This window comes from Streptomyces sp. NPDC001904, assembly GCF_040297005.1.
GTDB lineage: Bacteria > Actinomycetota > Actinomycetes > Streptomycetales > Streptomycetaceae > Streptomyces.
This window is the reverse complement of record NZ_JBEOYI010000006.1, coordinates 30,423-47,893: the sequence shown is the minus strand read 5'-3', so window position 1 is coordinate 47,893 and position 17,471 is coordinate 30,423. Positions and strand designations below refer to the sequence as shown.

At 71.6% G+C, this 17,471-nt stretch carries 16 protein-coding genes; 5 read left to right on the top strand and 11 right to left on the bottom strand.

Annotation, left to right across the window (positions count from 1 at the left end; genetic code table 11):
- The first annotated feature begins 9 nt into the window (after positions 1 to 9).
- Positions 10 to 540, top strand: coding sequence for a DUF4383 domain-containing protein (locus tag ABT127_RS11705; protein WP_351447400.1), 531 nt, complete (start codon positions 10 to 12; stop codon positions 538 to 540).
- 1 nt (position 541) lies between these two features.
- Here the strand turns inward: ABT127_RS11705 and ABT127_RS11700 are convergent, their stop codons facing one another.
- From ABT127_RS11700 to ABT127_RS11670, 7 genes are all read right to left on the bottom strand, one after another.
- Positions 542 to 766 (bottom strand): hypothetical protein, encoded by a 225-nt coding sequence (locus tag ABT127_RS11700; protein WP_351447397.1) that lies wholly within the window; start codon positions 764 to 766, stop codon positions 542 to 544.
- A 124-nt stretch (positions 767 to 890) separates the two neighbouring features.
- Positions 891 to 1,745, bottom strand: coding sequence for an SGNH/GDSL hydrolase family protein (locus ABT127_RS11695; protein WP_351447395.1), 855 nt, complete (start codon positions 1,743 to 1,745; stop codon positions 891 to 893).
- A 68-nt stretch (positions 1,746 to 1,813) separates the two neighbouring features.
- Positions 1,814 to 3,247, bottom strand: coding sequence for a carboxylesterase/lipase family protein (locus tag ABT127_RS11690; RefSeq protein WP_351447392.1), 1,434 nt, complete (start codon positions 3,245 to 3,247; stop codon positions 1,814 to 1,816).
- The gene (locus ABT127_RS11685) at positions 3,244 to 4,746 is read right to left on the bottom strand and encodes a long-chain-fatty-acid--CoA ligase (protein ID WP_351447389.1); all 1,503 of its coding nucleotides are present in this window, start codon (positions 4,744 to 4,746) and stop codon (positions 3,244 to 3,246) included. Before ABT127_RS11685 ends, ABT127_RS11690 begins: the two co-directional genes overlap by 4 nt.
- Before the next feature lie 176 nt (positions 4,747 to 4,922).
- A complete protein-coding gene (locus ABT127_RS11680) occupies positions 4,923 to 6,107 on the bottom strand; it encodes a PucR family transcriptional regulator (protein WP_351447386.1) in 1,185 nt (394 codons plus the stop codon).
- Between the two features lie 108 nt (positions 6,108 to 6,215).
- Positions 6,216 to 7,541 (bottom strand): MFS transporter, encoded by a 1,326-nt coding sequence (locus ABT127_RS11675; protein ID WP_351447383.1) that lies wholly within the window; start codon positions 7,539 to 7,541, stop codon positions 6,216 to 6,218.
- A 373-nt stretch (positions 7,542 to 7,914) separates the two neighbouring features.
- Positions 7,915 to 8,997 (bottom strand): NADH:flavin oxidoreductase/NADH oxidase, encoded by a 1,083-nt coding sequence (locus ABT127_RS11670; protein ID WP_351447381.1) that lies wholly within the window; start codon positions 8,995 to 8,997, stop codon positions 7,915 to 7,917.
- Between the two features lie 135 nt (positions 8,998 to 9,132).
- Between ABT127_RS11670 and ABT127_RS11665 the strand changes: the two genes are divergently transcribed.
- Complete coding sequence (locus ABT127_RS11665; protein ID WP_351447378.1) at positions 9,133 to 9,495, top strand: ArsR/SmtB family transcription factor; 363 nt, start codon at positions 9,133 to 9,135, stop codon at positions 9,493 to 9,495.
- 62 nt (positions 9,496 to 9,557) lie between these two features.
- Here the strand turns inward: ABT127_RS11665 and ABT127_RS11660 are convergent, their stop codons facing one another.
- Positions 9,558 to 10,940, bottom strand: a complete 1,383-nt coding sequence (locus ABT127_RS11660; protein ID WP_351447375.1) for a nucleobase:cation symporter-2 family protein — start codon at positions 10,938 to 10,940, stop codon at positions 9,558 to 9,560.
- A 136-nt stretch (positions 10,941 to 11,076) separates the two neighbouring features.
- Positions 11,077 to 12,420, bottom strand: coding sequence for an NAD(P)-binding protein (locus ABT127_RS11655; protein WP_351447372.1), 1,344 nt, complete (start codon positions 12,418 to 12,420; stop codon positions 11,077 to 11,079).
- A gap of 231 nt (positions 12,421 to 12,651) precedes the next feature.
- Here ABT127_RS11655 and ABT127_RS11650 point away from each other — a divergent pair, with 231 nt between their 5' ends.
- A complete protein-coding gene (locus ABT127_RS11650) occupies positions 12,652 to 13,167 on the top strand; it encodes a DUF6214 family protein (protein WP_351447369.1) in 516 nt (171 codons plus the stop codon).
- A gap of 33 nt (positions 13,168 to 13,200) precedes the next feature.
- Here the strand turns inward: ABT127_RS11650 and ABT127_RS11645 are convergent, their stop codons facing one another.
- Entirely contained in the window at positions 13,201 to 13,836 is a 636-nt protein-coding gene (locus ABT127_RS11645; RefSeq protein ID WP_351447366.1) for a DUF305 domain-containing protein, read from the bottom strand.
- A 116-nt stretch (positions 13,837 to 13,952) separates the two neighbouring features.
- Between ABT127_RS11645 and ABT127_RS11640 the strand changes: the two genes are divergently transcribed.
- Complete coding sequence (locus ABT127_RS11640; RefSeq protein ID WP_351447365.1) at positions 13,953 to 15,458, top strand: LVIVD repeat-containing protein; 1,506 nt, start codon at positions 13,953 to 13,955, stop codon at positions 15,456 to 15,458.
- On the opposite strand, the gene ABT127_RS11635 is transcribed toward ABT127_RS11640, so the two are convergent.
- Positions 15,446 to 16,159 (bottom strand): TetR/AcrR family transcriptional regulator, encoded by a 714-nt coding sequence (locus ABT127_RS11635; protein WP_351447363.1) that lies wholly within the window; start codon positions 16,157 to 16,159, stop codon positions 15,446 to 15,448. The genes ABT127_RS11640 and ABT127_RS11635 overlap by 13 nt on opposite strands.
- A 259-nt stretch (positions 16,160 to 16,418) precedes the next feature.
- Here ABT127_RS11635 and ABT127_RS11630 point away from each other — a divergent pair, with 259 nt between their 5' ends.
- The gene (locus ABT127_RS11630; protein WP_351448209.1) at positions 16,419 to 17,210 is read left to right on the top strand and encodes a class I SAM-dependent methyltransferase; all 792 of its coding nucleotides are present in this window, start codon (positions 16,419 to 16,421) and stop codon (positions 17,208 to 17,210) included.
- Positions 17,211 to 17,471: the final 261 nt, after the last annotated feature.

Genomic DNA, 17,471 nt, shown 5'->3' with positions numbered 1-17,471 from the left:
GCCCGCATCATGGAACTCAAGGACGAACTTCCCGTCGATCACAAACTGTCCCAGGTGTACCGGTGGGGCGCCGCGTTCTGCGGCGTCGTGCTGCTCGTCTTCGGCTGCCTCGGCTTCGCCGATCAGCTCAGCCCGTTCGACACGGACGGCAGCCACATCGCGGGCATGTCCACCAACGGCGTCCTCAGTCTCATCTCGGTCGTCGTCGGCGTCGCCCTGATCGCCGGAGCCGTCATCGGCGGCAACGTCGCCTCCACGCTCAACATGGTCGTGGGCACCCTGTTCCTGATCAGCGGCTTCGTCCACATCTTCATCCTGGACAAGGGCGCGAACGTGCTCGGCTTCGGCATGACCAACGTCATCTTCAGCTTCGTGATGGGCCTGGTCATCCTCACGTTCGGGATGTACGGCCGGGTGTCCAGCAGGCTGCCCCACGACAACCCCTACTGGCGCCGCCGGCACCCCCGGGAAGCGGCGAGGGAGTCCATCGCGCGCCGTGGCCTGCCCGCGGGCGGCACCCCCACGGGCTCGCGCACCTGAGCTACAGCTGGTCGCGGATCGTCTCCCACACCTCTGCCGGAGGCCGCACCGGGTCCGTCGCACCGGCCCGGGCGGCCTCCGTCACGCGTACGAACTGCGCGAGTGTCGATCGGCACGACGCGCAGTCCCGCACATGGCGCTCGGCCTCCTCCGACAGATCACCGTCGAGGGCGAACAGCGCGAGATCCCCGGGCGACGGGTGATTCAACTGAGAACCGGCTGACATCGGTCACCTCTGACGGCGGAAGCTGACGAAGCACGGCGGATCCGTGAATCGGACACGTCGTGTCAACCACCGTTCAGTTCGCCGGGCCGTGTCGGATGCAGCCGCCTGGGCCGGGAGGTGTCCGTCAGCGGCGGACCGCGGCGGCCACCGCCTTCCCGAAGGCCCGCGAACCGGTCGCGTTCGGATGCAGGGGGAACGCGTCACGGGTGGAGACGGCGCCCTCGACGTAACGGTCGGCGGGCGCCGCACACGCGTCGTGCCCGGCGCCGAGGGCGGCGGTGTCCACGAACGTGTCCCCGTGCCGGGCGGCGGCCTCACGCAGGACCGCGCCGAGGTGATCGACCTTCCCCTGGAGATAGTCGGCGTCCTCCTTCCAGAACGGCTGCGCCGGGTAGCAGCCGCCGGGCCGCAGGTAGGCGCCGTACCCGACGACGAGCACGCGGGCGTGGGGCGCGCGCCGGTGGATCGTGTCCAGGACGGTGTCGAACGTGGGGGCCCAGGCGTCGATGGCCGCCTGCACCTTGTCCGTCCCGCCGGCGGTGTTGCGCTCGGCGCAGCTGGTGCCGAGCGGCTTCGGCAGGACGTTCACGCAGCTCACCGCAAGGTTGAACAGGGCCGTGTCATTACCGCCGATGGTGATGCTGACGACGTCCGTGTCCTCGCTCAGCGCGTCGTACTGCGGTGCCGTCCCCGGGAACTGGGAGGTCGTGAAGTCGTCGGAGGTGGCGCCGGAACAACTGACGTCGGTCAAGGAGGCGCCCAGTTCCCTGGCCGCGACGTGCGGATAGTCGGCCAGCGACCGCAGACACGCGCGGTCCGTGGTGTCGGTCGGCAGGACGAGCGGCGCTGCGGCGTAGGAATCGCCCAACGCCACGTAGCTGAGCCCGCCGCCGCTGTCGGCAGCGACGGCGGGGGGAGCGGCGGCGACGGCCGCGCAGAGCGCGGCGGAGGCGGCCAGAGCGCGGGGACGGATCTTCATGGAGCGGTCTCCCTGTCGTGTCCGTGCGGGTGCGGGTGCGGGTGTGGAGGTGGTGGTGCGGGACGCGGTCAGCGCCACAGGCAGCGCTCCTCCTCGCGGGGAGCGGGGACCACCCGCGCGCCGTCTGCGGCGAAGGTCATGACCGGCCGGCCGTCGTCCCACCGGGGCCAGCCGGGGTCGCCGGTGGCGGCGAACGAGACCCAGGCGCCGTGCATCGCGTCGGCCAGTTCCTGCGGGGCGCCGTCCCCGGTGAGCAGGCGGCTGTCCGCCGTGCCGAGCGTGTCGAAGACGAAGCCGATCTCCAGGGCGTGGCAGGCGCCGAGCCGCTGCACGGGCGACGGCCAGGCGAACTCGTAGAGGAACGTGCGCCCGGGCCGGCCCGTGCGCGCGTCGGCGAGCCGGTTGAACGGAACGCGCAGCAGGGTGTCGGTCGCGATGGCGCCGAGGATCTCGCCCGGGGACGCGCCGGGCCGCGCGGCCCGGTAGACGCGCGGGGCGCGCCACGGGGCCCGCTGCTTGAGCAGGGCGGCACGCAGCGTGACCCGGCCGATCCGGTCGACGAGACCGCTGGGCACGAACCACAGCCGGTACTCGTCGGTGTTGCTGCCGAGGAGCACGTCGACGCCGTCGGCCGCGCCCCGCGCCAGCGCCGTGACGGGATCCTCGGGGACGACATCGCCGTCGACGACGATCTGGAAACCGAGGCCGCCGGTCAGCGGATTGCCGCGCCGGGTGACATCCCGCTGAGCGGCGAGCAGGCGGCCGGGATCGGCAGCGGCGAAGGCCTCCGCGGTGGCCTCGATGCCGAGCTGTTCGGCGATGGCGGCGGTGGTGCGCGCGGCGGAGTCCCGGGACACGGCCGAAGGCGCGCCGCTCTGCAGCACCGCCCGGTGGAAGAGCCCCTTCGCGTGCGGACTCGCCAGCAGGGCACCGATGCTGATGGCGCCCGCGGACTCGCCGAACACCGTCACGTTGTCCGGGTCGCCGCCGAAGCGACGGATGTTGTCCCGCACCCAGGCGAGCGCGGCCAGCTGGTCGCGCAGTCCGAGATTGGCCGGGGCGTCGGGGAAGACGCCGAACCCCTCGATGCCGAGGCGGTAGTTGAGGGAGACGAGCACCACGCCGTCCCGGGCGAACGCCCGGCCGTCGTAGACCGGCACGGCCGAGGAGCCGTTGCGCAGGGAGCCGCCGTGGATCCAGACCATCACCGGGCGCGGGTCACCGTCCGGCGCGGGCGTCCACACATTGAGGTTGAGCCAGCCGTCGCCGGGCACGTCCGGATCGGGCAGCAGCGCGTCCAGGGGCGCGGCGTACGGGTTCTTGGGGGCGGTGGGGCCGAAGTCCGCGGCCTCCATGACCCCGTCCCAGGGGTCGGCCGGCTCCGGGGGCCGCAGCCGCAGCGGACCGACCGGCGGTGCCGCGTACGGGATGCCCCGGAAGACCGTCACCCCGCCCTCGACGCGGCCGCGCACCGCTCCGCTCGTGGTCTCGACGACGCTCATCGGCACTCCTTCTGCAGTTCCCGCTTGAGGATCTTGCCGCTCGGACCGAGCGGCAGCTCGCTCAACAGGCGCACGACACGCGGGTACTTGTGCCGGCCGAGCCGCTCGCGGGCCCAGGCGACGATGTCCTCGCCGCTGACCGTGGTGCCCGGCCGCAGCACGACGGCGGCGCACACCTCCTCGCCGCGCTCCTCGTCGGGCAGGCCGATGACGCTCACCTGGGCGACGGCCGGATGCCGGGCGAGCACCTCCTCCACCTCGCGCGGGTAGACGTTGAAGCCGCCGCGGATGATGAGGTCCTTCTTGCGGTCGACGATGCTGAGGCGCCCTTCGGCGTCCCGCACCCCGAGGTCACCGGTACGGAACCAGCCGTCGACGACGGCGGCCGCGCTCGCCGCCGGGTCGTCGAGGTAGCCCGCGAAGATGTTGTGACCGCGCAGCACGACCTCCCCGACCTCGCCTTCCGCGAGCAGCACCGTGCGGTCGTCGGTCTCGGCGTCGGCGATGCCCGCCTCGACACCCCAGATCGGATGGCCGACGGTGCCCGGCCTGCGGCCGAACGCCGGCTGGTTGAAGGTGGCCGCCGGAGACGTCTCCGTCAGCCCGTACCCCTCCAGGACCATGGTGGAGAACGTGGTCTCGAAACGTTCGAAGAGCGCGACGGGCAGGGCCGCGCCCCCGGAGACGGCCATCCGCAGCGCGGGCCGCCGCTCGTCGTCCGTGGCCGCCTCGACCAGCGCGTGGTACATCGTCGGTACGCCCATGAAGACCGTGACGCCTTCGCGCGCCATCAGCTCCAGCGTGCCCGGGCCGGTGAAACGCGGGCAGAGGACGAGCGTGGCCCCGGCGCGCAGGGCGGCGTTCATGGCGCAGGACTGGCCGAAGCTGTGGAACAGCGGCAGGCAGCCGAGGACCACGTCGTCCGGGGTGAGGGCGAACAGGTCCTGTGCGCACACCGACGCGTTCAGCACCAGGTTGGCGTGGGTGAGCAGGGCGCCCTTGGGCCGGCCCGTGGTACCGCTGGTGTACAGGATCACGGCGGTGTCGTCGGCATCGCGCGGCTCGGCGACGGCCGACTGCTCGTCGCCGCCGTCCCCGTCGGCGCCGTCGACATTCACGTGGAGCACCTCGACCCCGGCGGCCTCTGCGGCGGCCCGCGCCACCGGCCCGTACGGCTCGGCGGTGACGATGGCCCGGCAGCCACTGTGCTTCAGCACATGGACGACCTCGTCCGCGACGAGCAGGGCGTGCACCGGAACCACGGTCCCGCCTGCGGCGAGCACCGCGTAGTAGGCGCGGGGGAAGTCGACGGTGTTGGGCAGCAGCAGGGCGACGCGGTCGCCCGGCCCGATGCCGTGGGCCCGCAGCCGGGCGGCGAAGCGGAGGGCCTCGCGCCACAGCGTGCGGTAGCTGACGCGGACGTCGCCGTCGACGACCGCGATGCGGTCGGCGTGGCGGGCGGCGGATTCCTGAAGGACGGTGGCGACGCTCAGTTGCACAGCGGCTCCCTTGCATGTGTGCACGTTCGAGTGGCCGACGCCCCGGTCGGACGGACGCGCGGTCGGGTCGGGCCGCCTCAGCTTCCGGCATCGCCCCACCGGGCACCATGTGCAACTGCCCACCATCACCGGCGGCGCGCTGGGCAGCGGCCACCCGTGGCCCGTGCCCTATGTGCTCAGGGAGCCAGTTCGAGCGCGCGCAGGGCCAGCGCCCAGCCGAGCCGGGCCTCGCCGGACTCGGCGGGCCAGCCGGTGAGTTCGGCGACCCGGCTGATGCGGTTGAGAACCGTGTTGCGGTGACAGAACAGCCGGGTGGCGGTGCGCGACGCCGAGCAGCCCGAGTCGAGCCACACCCGCAACGTCGTGAGCAGGGCGGGTCCCTCGACGCCGCTGCTCAGCACCCCGTCCAGATAGCGCGCGACCAGCCGCTCGGCGATCTCCGGCTCCGTACCGAGTGCGGCGTGCACCAGCCGTTCGTCGAGTTCGGCGACCTCGCCGTGGCCCGGCGCCAGGGTGTCGAGAGCCAGCCGGGCGAGCCGCAGCCCCTGGTCGGCCAGGGCGAGTTCGGTGAAGGCGGGGGAGACCCCGGCGCGGTAGCCGAGATGGGCGCGCAGCATGTCGACGAGCACCGCGGGCTCGTGCGCCCCCAGCCGGACGAGGCCCGCCACGGTCTCGCCGCGCGAGCGCCAGAACGACCACATGCCGGCCGTCTCCAGGGCGGGCCCGGGATCGGGCGGCGAGGCGGGGTCACGGGCGTCCTGGGCGACGAGGACCACCACGTACCGGTCGTGGCGCGGCACGCCGAGGGCGGAGGCGGCCGCGGCGGCCACCGCCGGGTCGCCGGCCCGGCCGTCGAGCAGCGCCTCGAACAGGGCGCCGCGCCGGGACGCGTCACGATGCTCCAGCTCCAGGGTGCGCAGCCGGTAGGAGTCGGCCATCTCGGAGGAGAACCGGTCGATGGTCTCCCACACCGCGCCGGCCATGTCACCCATCAGCCGCTGCTGGGACGGGGGCCGGTCCCGCATCCAGTCGGCCATGGCCTGCCACAGGACGCGCCCGCCGCGCCGGTAGGCCTTCAGCACGGTGGCCAGCGGCATGCCCTGCTCGGCGCGCAGACGCCCGTTGTCCGCGGCGACGGCCTCGAAGCGGCACCGGTCACCGGGCAGCCGGCCGAACTCGCCGAGCGCCAGCTCCATGTTGCCGCGCAGGGTGCGTTCGAGGTCCTCGCGCGAGACGGGACGGCCACTGGCGTAGCGCGTGCTGTGGGCGCAGATGTCGGCCGCCAGGTCGGCGATCAGCGGGTCGAGATCGGTGAGCAGCGTCAGGGCCAGCTCGCGGCGCAGCGCCGACTCGTCGTTCATGGCCGGAGGATAGGCATCCGCCCTGCCGCCTGGGAAGAGGAACGGGCGGTTGCCCAGGTGACCGGGGCGTCACCTGGGCAACCGCCCAACAACGGGGCGAGGGTTCGTTCAGTCGACGGCCGCTGCCACGGCGGGCACGCCGGTCCGCTCCTCGCGGCCCACCATCCACTTCAGCGCCGCGGCGAGCACGCTGCCCACCAGGCCCGCGACGACGACGAAGACGAACGGGGCGTCCGCGTCACCGCCGCGGTCCTCGATGACACCGAACACCAGTGGCCCGACGAAGCCGCCGAGCAGTCCGATCGTGTTGATGAAGGCCAGCCCCACGGCGGCCATCAGACCCGACATCCGGGACATCGCCACGGACCAGAACAGGGGCAGCGTCCCGGTGAGGAAGAAGTTCGCGGCGAACAGCAGCGCGAACCGTGCTCCGGCGGCGTCGACCGCCAGATATGCGGCCATGATCCCCGTCCCGGCGAGCGCGCACACCACGATCAGGTCGGTGTCCCGGCCCACCCGGCTCTGCAGCCAGGGGAAGAAGAGCACGCCCGCGAGGATGGCCAGGCCCATCGTCCCGGTGACGAGCCCGATGTTCAGCGGACCCGAGACGCCGAGTCCCTGCACGATCGACGGCAGGTTGAACCCGACGGCGGATCCGACGAGTTGGTTCACGAAGTAGGTCCCGGACAGCAGCAGCACGATGGGGCGGGCGAAGGCGAGGCCGAGGTTGCCGCGCAGCCGGTGCGGCGACGGTTCGGCTCCGGCGGCCGCGTGCCGGGTCAGCGAGGCGGCCTGCTCGGCCGACAGCCACCGGGCGTCCTCCGGGCGGCTCGGCAGCACGAACCACACCAGGACGCCGATCGCCACGGTCACCAGACCCTCGACGAGGAACATCCACTGCCAGCCCTTGAGCCCGGCCACCCCGTCCAGGCTCATGAGCCCGCCGCCGGCCGGTGCGCCGAGCAGGGTGGCGAGCGCGGGCGCGGTGTAGACGAGCCCGACGACCGGCACCCGGTGCCGCTGGGCGAACCAGAGCGTCACCGTGTACATCAGCGCCGGATAGAGCCCGGCCTCGGCGGCGCCGAGCACGAACCGCAGGACGTAGAACGAGACTTCCCCCTGCACGAACATCATGGCGGCCGAGACCAGCCCCCAGCTCACCGCGATCCGCGCGATCCACACCCGGGCGCCCACCCGGTAGAGCACCATGTTGCTGGGCACTTCGAGCAGCGCGTAGCTGACGAAGAAGATGCCGGCGCCCAGTCCGTACGCGGCCGCGCTCACCCCGATGTCGGCCTCGAGCCGGGTCTTGGCCAGCGCGATGTTCGTCCGGTCCACGTACGACATGAAATAGGCGAGGCCGAGCACCGGCAGCAGCCGCCGCATGGCGGTGCGGGTGGCTGCCGCGTGCACCGCGTCGGGTAGAGAGAGCATCACAGTCCTTCCCGCGTGCGCGCGTCGGCGCAGCAGGGGTTGCCGGAGATTGCCGTGGAAATGCCGTGGAATTGCCGAGAAAGGAGACAGCGGCCCCGCGCGGCACCGTTCTTTCCGGTGGTCAGGCGCGTGGCCGGTGGTTGTTCAGCATCGAGTACGCCCCCTGGACCCGGCCATGTGCACGCGCCCACCGTGCCCGTGCGGGTGATGGGCACCGGCCCAGACCCGTACGCGCACACGCGTCAGGGCGGAGGCGCTGTCGCCTCCGCCCTGACGCGTGTCTCTTTTCTCGGGCTCTCCCGGCCCTGGCTCGCCCCGGCCTTTCGGCTCGGGCTCATCCGGCTCGGACCGGACCGGTCCGGACCCTTCGGACTCAGACGGACCGGTGGTACTGGTCCGGCACGTGCACGTCGGCGCCGAGCTCGCGGGCCGCGTGCCGTGCGAACGACGGGTCGCGCAGCAGCTCACGACCGAGCAGCACGGCGTCCGCCTCGCCGTCCACCAGGATCTTCTCGGCCTGCTGGACCTCGGTGATCAGACCGACCGCGGCGGCCGGGACGCCGGCCTCGTTGCGCACGCGCGCGGCGAACGGCACCTGGTAGCCGGGGCCGACCGGGATGCGGACGCCGGAGGCGTTGCCACCGGTCGACACGTCGACCAGGTCCACTCCGTGCTCCTTGAGCTCGGCGGTGAACCGGACGGTGTCGTCGGCGGTCCAGCCCTCCTGCCCGTCCAGCCAGTCGGTGGCGGAGATGCGGAAGAACACCGGCAGTTCCTCGGGCCACACGGCGCGTACGGCGTCGGTGACCTCCAGGGCGAACCGGGTGCGGTTCTCGTAGGAACCGCCGTACTCGTCGGTGCGCTTGTTGGAGTGCGGGGAGAGGAACTGACCGATCAGGTAACCGTGCGCACCGTGGATCTCGACGACCTCGAACCCGGCGTCGAGCGAGCGCCGCGCCGCGGCGGCGAACTCCCGCACGATCTCCTTGATGCCGTCGACGGTCAGCTCGGCGGGCACCGGGTGCTGCTCGTCGAAGGCGACGGCGCTCGGCGCGACGGCCTGCCAGCCGTGGGCCTCCGGGCCGACCGGGGCGCCGCCCAGCCAGGGGCGGTCGGTGGAGGCCTTGCGGCCCGCGTGACCCAGCTGGATGCCCGGGGTCGTGTTCTGCGACTTCAGGAACGCGGTGATCCGACGGAAGGCCTCGACCTGTGCGTCGTTCCAGATGCCGAGGTCGTACGGGGAGATGCGGCCCTCGGGGCTGACCCCCGTCGCCTCGACGATGATCAGGCCCGTGCCGCCGGCCGCGCGGGCGCCGTAGTGCTGGAAGTGCCAGTCCGTGGGGGCGCCGGTCAGCGGGCCCTCCGCGGCGGCACTGTACTGGCACATCGGCGGCATCCAGACGCGGTTCGGGACGGTCAGCGACCGGAGGGTGAAGGGCTCGAACAGCGCGCTCACGGCGGACTCCATTCGTATGGGCTCGACTGGTACCTCGTACGATAGCCATCGTAGTACGGCGAATGTCAAACTACGAAGGTTCTCGTACAATGAGCGATGAGCCGCTCGACAGAGAGACGTGAAGGGGAGGTCGTCATGGCGACCGCAGCACCGCAGGCCACCGGAGGCCGCACGCTGGCGCATCCGGCCCGCGAGGAGATCCGCCTCGAAGGGGTGCTGCACGCGCTGTCCGACCCGATGCGCCTCGCGGTCGTCCGCGAGCTGGCCAGTGCGCGGAGCGTCGAGCTGTCCTGCTCGCACTTCGATCTGCCCGTCACCAAGTCCACGACCACGCACCACTTCCGGGTGCTGCGCGAGAGCGGTGTGATCGAGCAGGTCTACCGCGGCACCACGAAGCTGAACGGACTGCGCAGAGCCGATCTCGACGCCCTGTTCCCCGGCCTCCTGGACAGCGTCCTGGCCGCGGCCGACCGCCAGGAGCGGCGGCTCGGCGCCTGAACCGGACATGCCGTAGGGGTGGCCGCGATCCGCGGCCACCCCTACGGTCCTTACCCCTGCCGCTACTTCACCGGCGCGTCCGCGCTCGGCGCCGCCTGGGCGGGAACGACCGGGACCTCGGTGATCTCGGCCGGCGCCTCGGTGGAACGGTCCTTCTGCGGAAGGTGGTTGAAGACCAGGTTCAGTACGATCGCCGTGATGCAGCCCGCGCTGATCCCGCTGTCCATCACCGTCTGGAACCAGTGCGGGAACTTCTCGTAGAGCGTCGGCACGCCCACCGGCAGCACACCGAGCGCGACGGACACGGCGACCACCGTCAGATTGCCGTTGCCCTCGAACTCGACCTTGGACAGGGTCTTCAGGCCGCTCGCCGCGACCGTTCCGAACATGACCAGACCCGCGCCGCCCAGGACCGGCGACGGTATCGCGGCGATCACCGCGCCCAGCTTCGGCAGCAGTCCGAGCACCACGAGGATGCCGCCCGCGACGGCCACCACCCAGCGGCTGCGCACCTTCGTCATGCCGACCAGGCCGACGTTCTGCGCGAACGCCGTGTACGGGAAGGTGTTGAAGACCCCGCCGAGGACGGTCGAGAAGCCGTCGGCGCGCAGACCGTCGGCGAGCGCGCGCCGCTCCACCGGGCGCTCCGTCATCTCGCCGACCGCGATGAAGTCACCGGTCGTCTCGGTCATCGTCACCAGGGCCACGATCAGCATCGACACGATCGCCGCGCCGTGGAACTCGGGCGCCCCGAAGTGGAACGGCGTACTGATCCCCACCCAGTTCGCGTCCCCGACCGCCCCGAAGTCCGTGAACCCGGTGGGTATCGCCACTGCCGTGCCGACCACGATGCCGACGAGCACCGCGACCCGGCTCAGCGCGGGCGGCGCGAACCGCTGCACCCCGAGCACGAGCACCAGCACGAACGCGGCGAGGGCGAGGTTCTTCGGCTCCCCGAAGTCCTCCGCACCGGCCCCGCCGGCCGCCCACGTACCCGCGGTCGGCAGCAGCGAGAGCCCGATGATCAGAATCACCGTGCCGGTCACCAGGGGCGGGAAGAAGCGCAGCAGCCGCCCGAAGACCGGCGCGAGCAGCATCATCGCGAGCCCTGCCACGATCACCGCGCCGTAGATGGCGGGCAGCCCGCCGCCCGTCGTCCCGATCAGCACCATCGGCGAGACCGCCGCGAACGTGCACCCCTGCACGATGGGCAGCCGGATGCCGAAGCGCCACACGCCGACGCACTGGATCAGCGTCGCGATCCCGCACACCAGCAGGTCGGCGGTGATCAGATATGCGAGATCGGCGGGCGGCAGCTTCATCGCGCCGCCCACGATCAGCGGAACGGCGACCGCGCCCGCGTACATGGCGAGAACGTGCTGCAGCCCGAACGCCGCCAACTGGCGTACGGGCGGGACCTGATCGACAGGGTGTGTCTGTGGCATACGTGCTCCAAGGCCAAGGGAGTCCCGGGGGACAGCGGGAGGGGCGGCAGCACGAGACCGTATTCGGGTTAAACGTTTTGTTGATTGCACGGATGTTGCCGGGACGTGTCGGGCCCCGGGGCCCGACACGGATCGCCTACGAACCGGCGCCCGCGGCGCCCAACAGCCCTTCCCAGTCCGGGATCTTCACCGGTCCGCGACCGAGCGCGCGTCCCAGCTCCGCCTCGGCGCGCTCGATCCCGAGCCAGCCCGCCCAGTCGACCGGCCGCACCCCGGCACCGACGAGTCCGGCCAGCGGATCCCGGGCGAGCGTCCTCGCCGCGAGCGCCGGGGCGTCGTCGAGCAGGGCGGCCACGGTCTCCTTGGCGCACGGCCGGTTGGTGCCGATGACGCCCGTCGGGCCGCGCTTGATCCAGCCCGCGACGTACTCGCCGGCCGACACCCGGCCGTCGCGCAGCACCCGCCCGGCCAGCTGCGGCACGGTGCCGCGCTCCGCGTCGAACGGCAGTCCCGCCAGCGGCACCCCGCGGTACCCCACCGACCGCAGCACCAACTGCGCGCCGATCTCCTCGTACGTCCCCGTGCCGACGGCCCTGCCGGCGCCGTCCGGCCGGGTCCGCTCGAACCGCACTCCGGCCACCTGCCCGTCCCGCCCGACGATCTCGACCGGCCGCAGGAAGAACCGCAGATGGATCCGGCGCCGCCGCTCCTCGTCCGGCAGGGCGGCCCAGCCGCGCAGCACCTCCACGTTCCGCCGGTTCGCCGCGGGCAGCGCCGACGGGTCCGCGTACGCCGGGTCGAGCGCCAACTCGGCCTCGTCCAGCACCAGCCGGGTGTCCGGCAGCGACGCCAGCTCGCGCAGCTCCTTGGTCGTGAAGCGGGCCTGCGACGGTCCGCGCCGCCCCACCATGTACACGTCCCGCACCTCGCTGGCACCCAGGGTGGACAGCGCGGCCTGCGGCATGTCGGTGGGCGCCAGCTCGGCCGCGCCGCGGGCCAGCATCCGGGTGACGTCCACGGCGACATTGCCCACGCCGATCGCGACGGCGGCGCGCACGCCCCGGACGAATCCGTTGTCACGCGCGTCCGGATGTGCGCTGTACCAGGCCACGAAGTCGGTGGCGGACCAGCTGCCGGGCAGATCCTCGCCCGGCACCCCGAGCCGGCGGTCGGCCGCGGCGCCCACGCAGTACACGACCGCGTGGTACAGCTCGAGCAGCCTGGCGGGCGGCAGCGCCGGGCCGACCTCGACACCGCCGAGGAACCGCACCCGGTCGTCCTCCAGCACCTTGCGCAGATTCCCCTGGAGCGACTTGATCTTCTCGTGGTCGGGCGCCACGCCGTAGCGCACCAGTCCGAACGGGCAGGGCAGCCGGTCGAGCACGTCGACCCGGACGTCCGGGACGCGCAGCTGCTGGACGAGGCACTGGGCGGCGTAGACCCCGCTCGGCCCCGAACCCACGACGGCGATGTGCGGCACGTGCGGCTCCTTCCGCCGGTGCTGCGCTGAGGTTCCTCAGCATGGCATCGCGCGCGGCGCCGGGGGAGAGGGATGACGCGGACCTCTCTGCGTGCCGTTGATGATCAAGTGTGATCGGAGGGTTACGGTGCGTGGGTGCTGGAAAGTTCATTCTTTGACGTCGCTGATCATTATCGACTGAACGATGTCGTTTCCGCAGAGCCGCGATGGGAGATCCAGGGGCACGGCTCGGTGACGGGCGACCTCTGCGGCGACCTCCGGGACGGCCGGTGGGGTGACGCCGTACCCGTCGGGTCGTCGCCGTGGTTCCACGTCCGGCTCACCTTCGGCCGCGGCACCCATGTCGACGTCCTCGCCGTCATGGCCGACGGCCGCGTCTCCATCGAGGACGTACGGGCCCAACCGCCCCTCTCCCTGGAGGAGTTCGCCTCCCTCAGCGGATGGATCGACGGCTCGCTCCAGGAGGCCTGCCGGACCGTCACCGGCCTGCCCGACCGTGCCGCGCCCGCCTCCGGCCGTTCCGCGGAGCCCGGGGAGGCGGCCACGCACCGTGCCCGCTCCGCGCTGCCGCGCGGTGTCGAGGGCCGCCGCGCGGTCGCCGAGGCCTACCGTGCGGCCCAGGGCGCGGGCGCCGATCCGGTGCTCGCGGTCATGTGCGCGACGGGCCGCAGCCGGCGCAGGTCCCTGCGGATGATCGCGGGCGCACGGGACGCGGGACTGCTGGCGCCCCGCCACAACCGGCGCTGAGCCGGGGCGCTGCCGGCCGGGGCGGGGCCGGGTTCAGGACATCTCGCGCATGCGGGAGATCTCGGTGGTCTGCTGCGCGATCACATCGTCGGCCATCTCCTCGACCATCACGTCGTTCCCGTCGCTCTTGACCTCCGTGGCCATGGTCACCGCACCCTGGTGATGCGTGATCATCAGCTTCAGGAACAGTGCGTCGAACGCGGCCCCGCGCGCCGCCCGCAGCTTCTTCAACTGCCCCTCGGTCGCCATCCCGGGCATCGCCTCGTGCCCGGCGTGCCCGGAACCGCTCTCCGGCTTTCCGTACTTCTTCAGCCACGCGCGCATCGTCTCGATCTCCGGCCCCTGCGCGGCCGTGATCCGTTCGGCGAGTCGCTTCACCTGCTCGGAATCGGCGTGCCTCGGCGCGAGTTGAGTCATCGTCAGCGCCTGCTCGTGGTGGCGGATCATCATCTGCGCGTAGCCGACGTCCGCCGAGTTGGGCCGGTCGTCGGACTTGCGCTTCTCGGCGTCCTGCGCGGACAGCGTCTCCGCCACCTGGCCCGGCTTGCCCGGCGCGATCACCGAACTCCCGCTGGAGACGCGGGAGTCGGCCTCGGTGTCGCCGCCCGCATCGCATCCGCTCACCCCCAGCGCGAGCGCCGCGAGCAGCGCGGGCACAGCAACTTTCATGACGAGTGCGTTGCCATCTGTTGATCTGTGCATGGTGAAGACGATACTCGGGGGACGAGTGAACCGTTCACGAACGAACGACGTCACCATCGATCAGGGAGACGAGGGAGACAACAGTGACCCTGTTGCACAGCTTCGCCCGAACACGCGCAAGACGCCTGGGAGTCGCCTCGGCCGCGGCCGGACTCCTGGCAGCCCTGCTCGCCGCGGGGCCCGTCTCGGCGACCCCTGACCCGGGGGACCGCTCCGCCGCACCGCGCGGCGTCTCGAAGAGCGCACAGGCGCAGGCCGAGGCGGCGATAGCCGCCGGCGACATACCCGGCCAGGACGAGGTCGTCCACTCCGCCAACATCGAACACCTCACCAACATCCCCAAGGATGCGCTGCCCGGCACCAATTCGGACCTCGCCTTCCAGGGCCGCTACGCCTTCGCGGGCAACTACGACGGCTTCCGCATCTTCGACATCAGCAACCCGAGGGCGCCGAAGACCGTCGCCCAGGTCCTGTGTCCCGGATCGCAGAACGACATCTCCGTCTCCGGGAACCTGCTCTTCCTGTCGACGGACAGCTCCCGCAGCGACAACTCCTGCGCCTCCACCACCCAGCCCGCGACCGAGAAGTCGTCGTGGGAGGGCATGAAGGTCTTCGACATCAGCGACAAGAAGAACCCCAAGTACGTCGCCGCCGTGGAGACCGCGTGCGGCTCGCACACCCACACGCTGGTGCCGGAGAAGAAGAACGTATACGTGTACGTCTCCTCGTACTCGCCGAGCGCCACGTTCCCCGACTGCCAGCCGCCGCACGACGGCATCTCCGTCATCAAGGTGCCGCGCAAGGCCCCGCAGAAGGCGGCCGTGGTCAACTTCCCCGTCGTCTTCCCCGGTGAGGGCCCCGACGGCGGCGGCAACCCGGGCGGGCCCACCAACCCCGGCGTCTCCAAGACCACGGGCTGCCACGACATCACGGTCCTGCCCTCCAAGGACCTGGCGGCCGGTGCCTGCATGGGTGACGGCATCCTGTTCTCCATCAAGGACCCGGAGCGCCCGAAGGTCATCGACCAGGTCCAGGACAACGTGAACTTCGCGTTCTGGCACTCGGCGACCTTCAACCAGACGGCGAGGAAGGTCGTGTTCACCGACGAGCTGGGCGGCGGCGGGGCAGCCACCTGCAACGCGGCGATCGGCCCGGACCGCGGCGCCGACGGCATCTACGACATCGTCGGCAAGGGCGACAAGAGCAGGCTCGTCTTCCGCGGCTACTACAAGATCCCGCGCCACCAGGCCGACACCGAGAACTGCGTCGCGCACAACGGCTCGCTGATCCCGGTCAAGGGCAAGGACCTCATGGTGCAGGCCTGGTACCAGGGCGGCGTCTCGGTCTGGGACTTCACCGACTCCACGAAGCCCCAGGAGATCGCCTACTTCGAGCGGGGCCCACTGACCACCGGCACCCTCACCGTCGGCGGCTCCTGGTCCGCGTACTACTACAACGGCTACATCTACTCCAACGACATCGCGAAGGGCTTCGACGTCCTGAAGCTCAGCGACCGGCGCACGGATCCGGCCAAGCGGATCCACCTGGACGAGCTGAACACCCAGACGCAGCCGGACTACTTCGACTGATCCCGGTCCACCACGGCAGGCCGCAGCGGCTCGAAGTAGCGTGAGAAGTCGGCCGCGCGGGCGTGCGAGGACATCCCGTCGGACGGCAGGTCGTCAGGACCGCCGTCCGGCGGGAAGCCCGACTCCCACGCCAGCCCGTAGCGCTGGAACAGCTCGGCCCGCAACGTCGCGACCGGCATCGGGGCGCCCGGGACGAGCGCGGCGAAGACCGCGCCCATCAGCAGGGCCCGCAGCAGCGGATAGTCCCGGTCGACGTCGAGCGTCCCGTGCCGCATGACCGTGTCCCGCAGCAGCGCCGCGAGCCGCTGCTGCTCGGGGCACTGCACGAAGCCTTCGGCCTGCAGGATCCCGGCCATGTGCGTGCGCATCAGCACGGGCTGGTCGCGGGCGAGCCCGAGAATCGCGTCGACGGCCCGGGCCAGCCGCTCGTCACCGTCGTCGTCGGCGGGCCGCGGCTCCCGCTCCAGGGCCTCCTGCAGCGTCCGGTTCATCAGCCGGTGGACGGCGGACTGCAGCAGCTGGCGCTTCCCGGGGAAGTAGTACGAGACCAGCCCGCGGGCGGAGCCGGCCCGGTCCGCGATGTCCCCGAGCGTCGTCGCGTCGTACCCCCGCTCCCCGACCAGTTCCAACGTCGCCTGGAGGAGCCGCTCGCGGGAACGTCGGCGCAACTCCTCATTGACCGATGCGCTGCGGGGGGACATTCTTATCTCCTGCGTTGACTGGCTCTCAGCCAACTATACTCAGCGCATCTCGGCCCGCGGCCTCGAGTCTGCGGCGTGCCGAGGTGGACCGGCCGTATTCGGGCGACGCGGGGGATCGTCCGAATACGGTTGATTCCTGTCGGCCTCAGCGATCTCCGCCCGCAAATGTCGTTGAGCCCGCACCCTGCCATCGTGTTGGCTGGCGGCACCGAACCGTCGGTACCGCAGGTGCCCGCGCGGCTGGAGCAGGGAGTTGAACGTGCAGGACATTGGTGGCGATCCGGTCGCCCACAATCGGGCAGCCTGGGACAAGCTCGTCCAAGAGGGCAACGAGTGGTCGAGGCCGGTGAGCTCCGAGGCTGTCGAGCGTGCCCGCCTCGGCGACTGGTCGATCGTTCTCATCGGGTATGAGCCGGTCGATCGCTCCTGGCTGCCGGCGGACCTGACCGGCAAGGACGTGCTGTGCCTGGCCTCCGGCGGCGGCCAGCAAGGGCCGATCCTCGCCGCCGCGGGGGCGCGGGTCACCGTGTTCGACAACTCACCCGGCCAGCTCGGCCAGGACCGGATGGTGGCGGCGCGCGACGGACTCGAGCTGCGCACCGTCCTGGGCGACATGCGCGACCTCAGCGCCTTCGGCGACGCGACGTTCGACGTCGTGTTCCATCCGGTCTCCAACCTGTTCGTACCGGACCTGGCAGCGGTGTGGCGCGAGTGCTGCCGCGTCCTGCGACCGGGCGGAACTCTGCTCGCGGGCTTCCTCAACCCTGACGTGTACTTGTTCGACCACGAGGCGCTCGACGAGCGCGGCGAGCTGATCGTGGTGCACAAGCTGCCCTACAGCGATGCCGCGCAGTACTCCACCGAGGAACGCGCCGCGAAGTTCGGCGCAGACGCCCCTCTTGAATACAGCCACACCCTCGCCGACCAGATCGGCGGGCAACTCGCCGCGGGATTCGTCGTCACCGGCTTCACGGAAGCGCCGCACCAGTCCAACGCGTCCGCCCCCTACATGTCGTACTATTTCGCGACACAGGCGGTCAAGCCGGGCTGACCCGGCCGAGACGCGCTGCCTGCCAACGCCGGAGTGCCGATGCCGCTGCCGGGTGCCGCGTCGCTCGGTGTTGTGCGATCGCTGGTTCTGCATGCTCGGCAACTGAGAATCGCGAACGCCATGGGATGGCGCAATTCCCACAGGGACTTGGGTTTCCGCGTCGCTGAGGATCCGATCCCACCACGGCAGGACGGAAAAGAGCGCCAGTTCGTGGACTCGCCTCGGCCGCCTGATTCGGTGCATTGACGCGTGTCTGGCCGT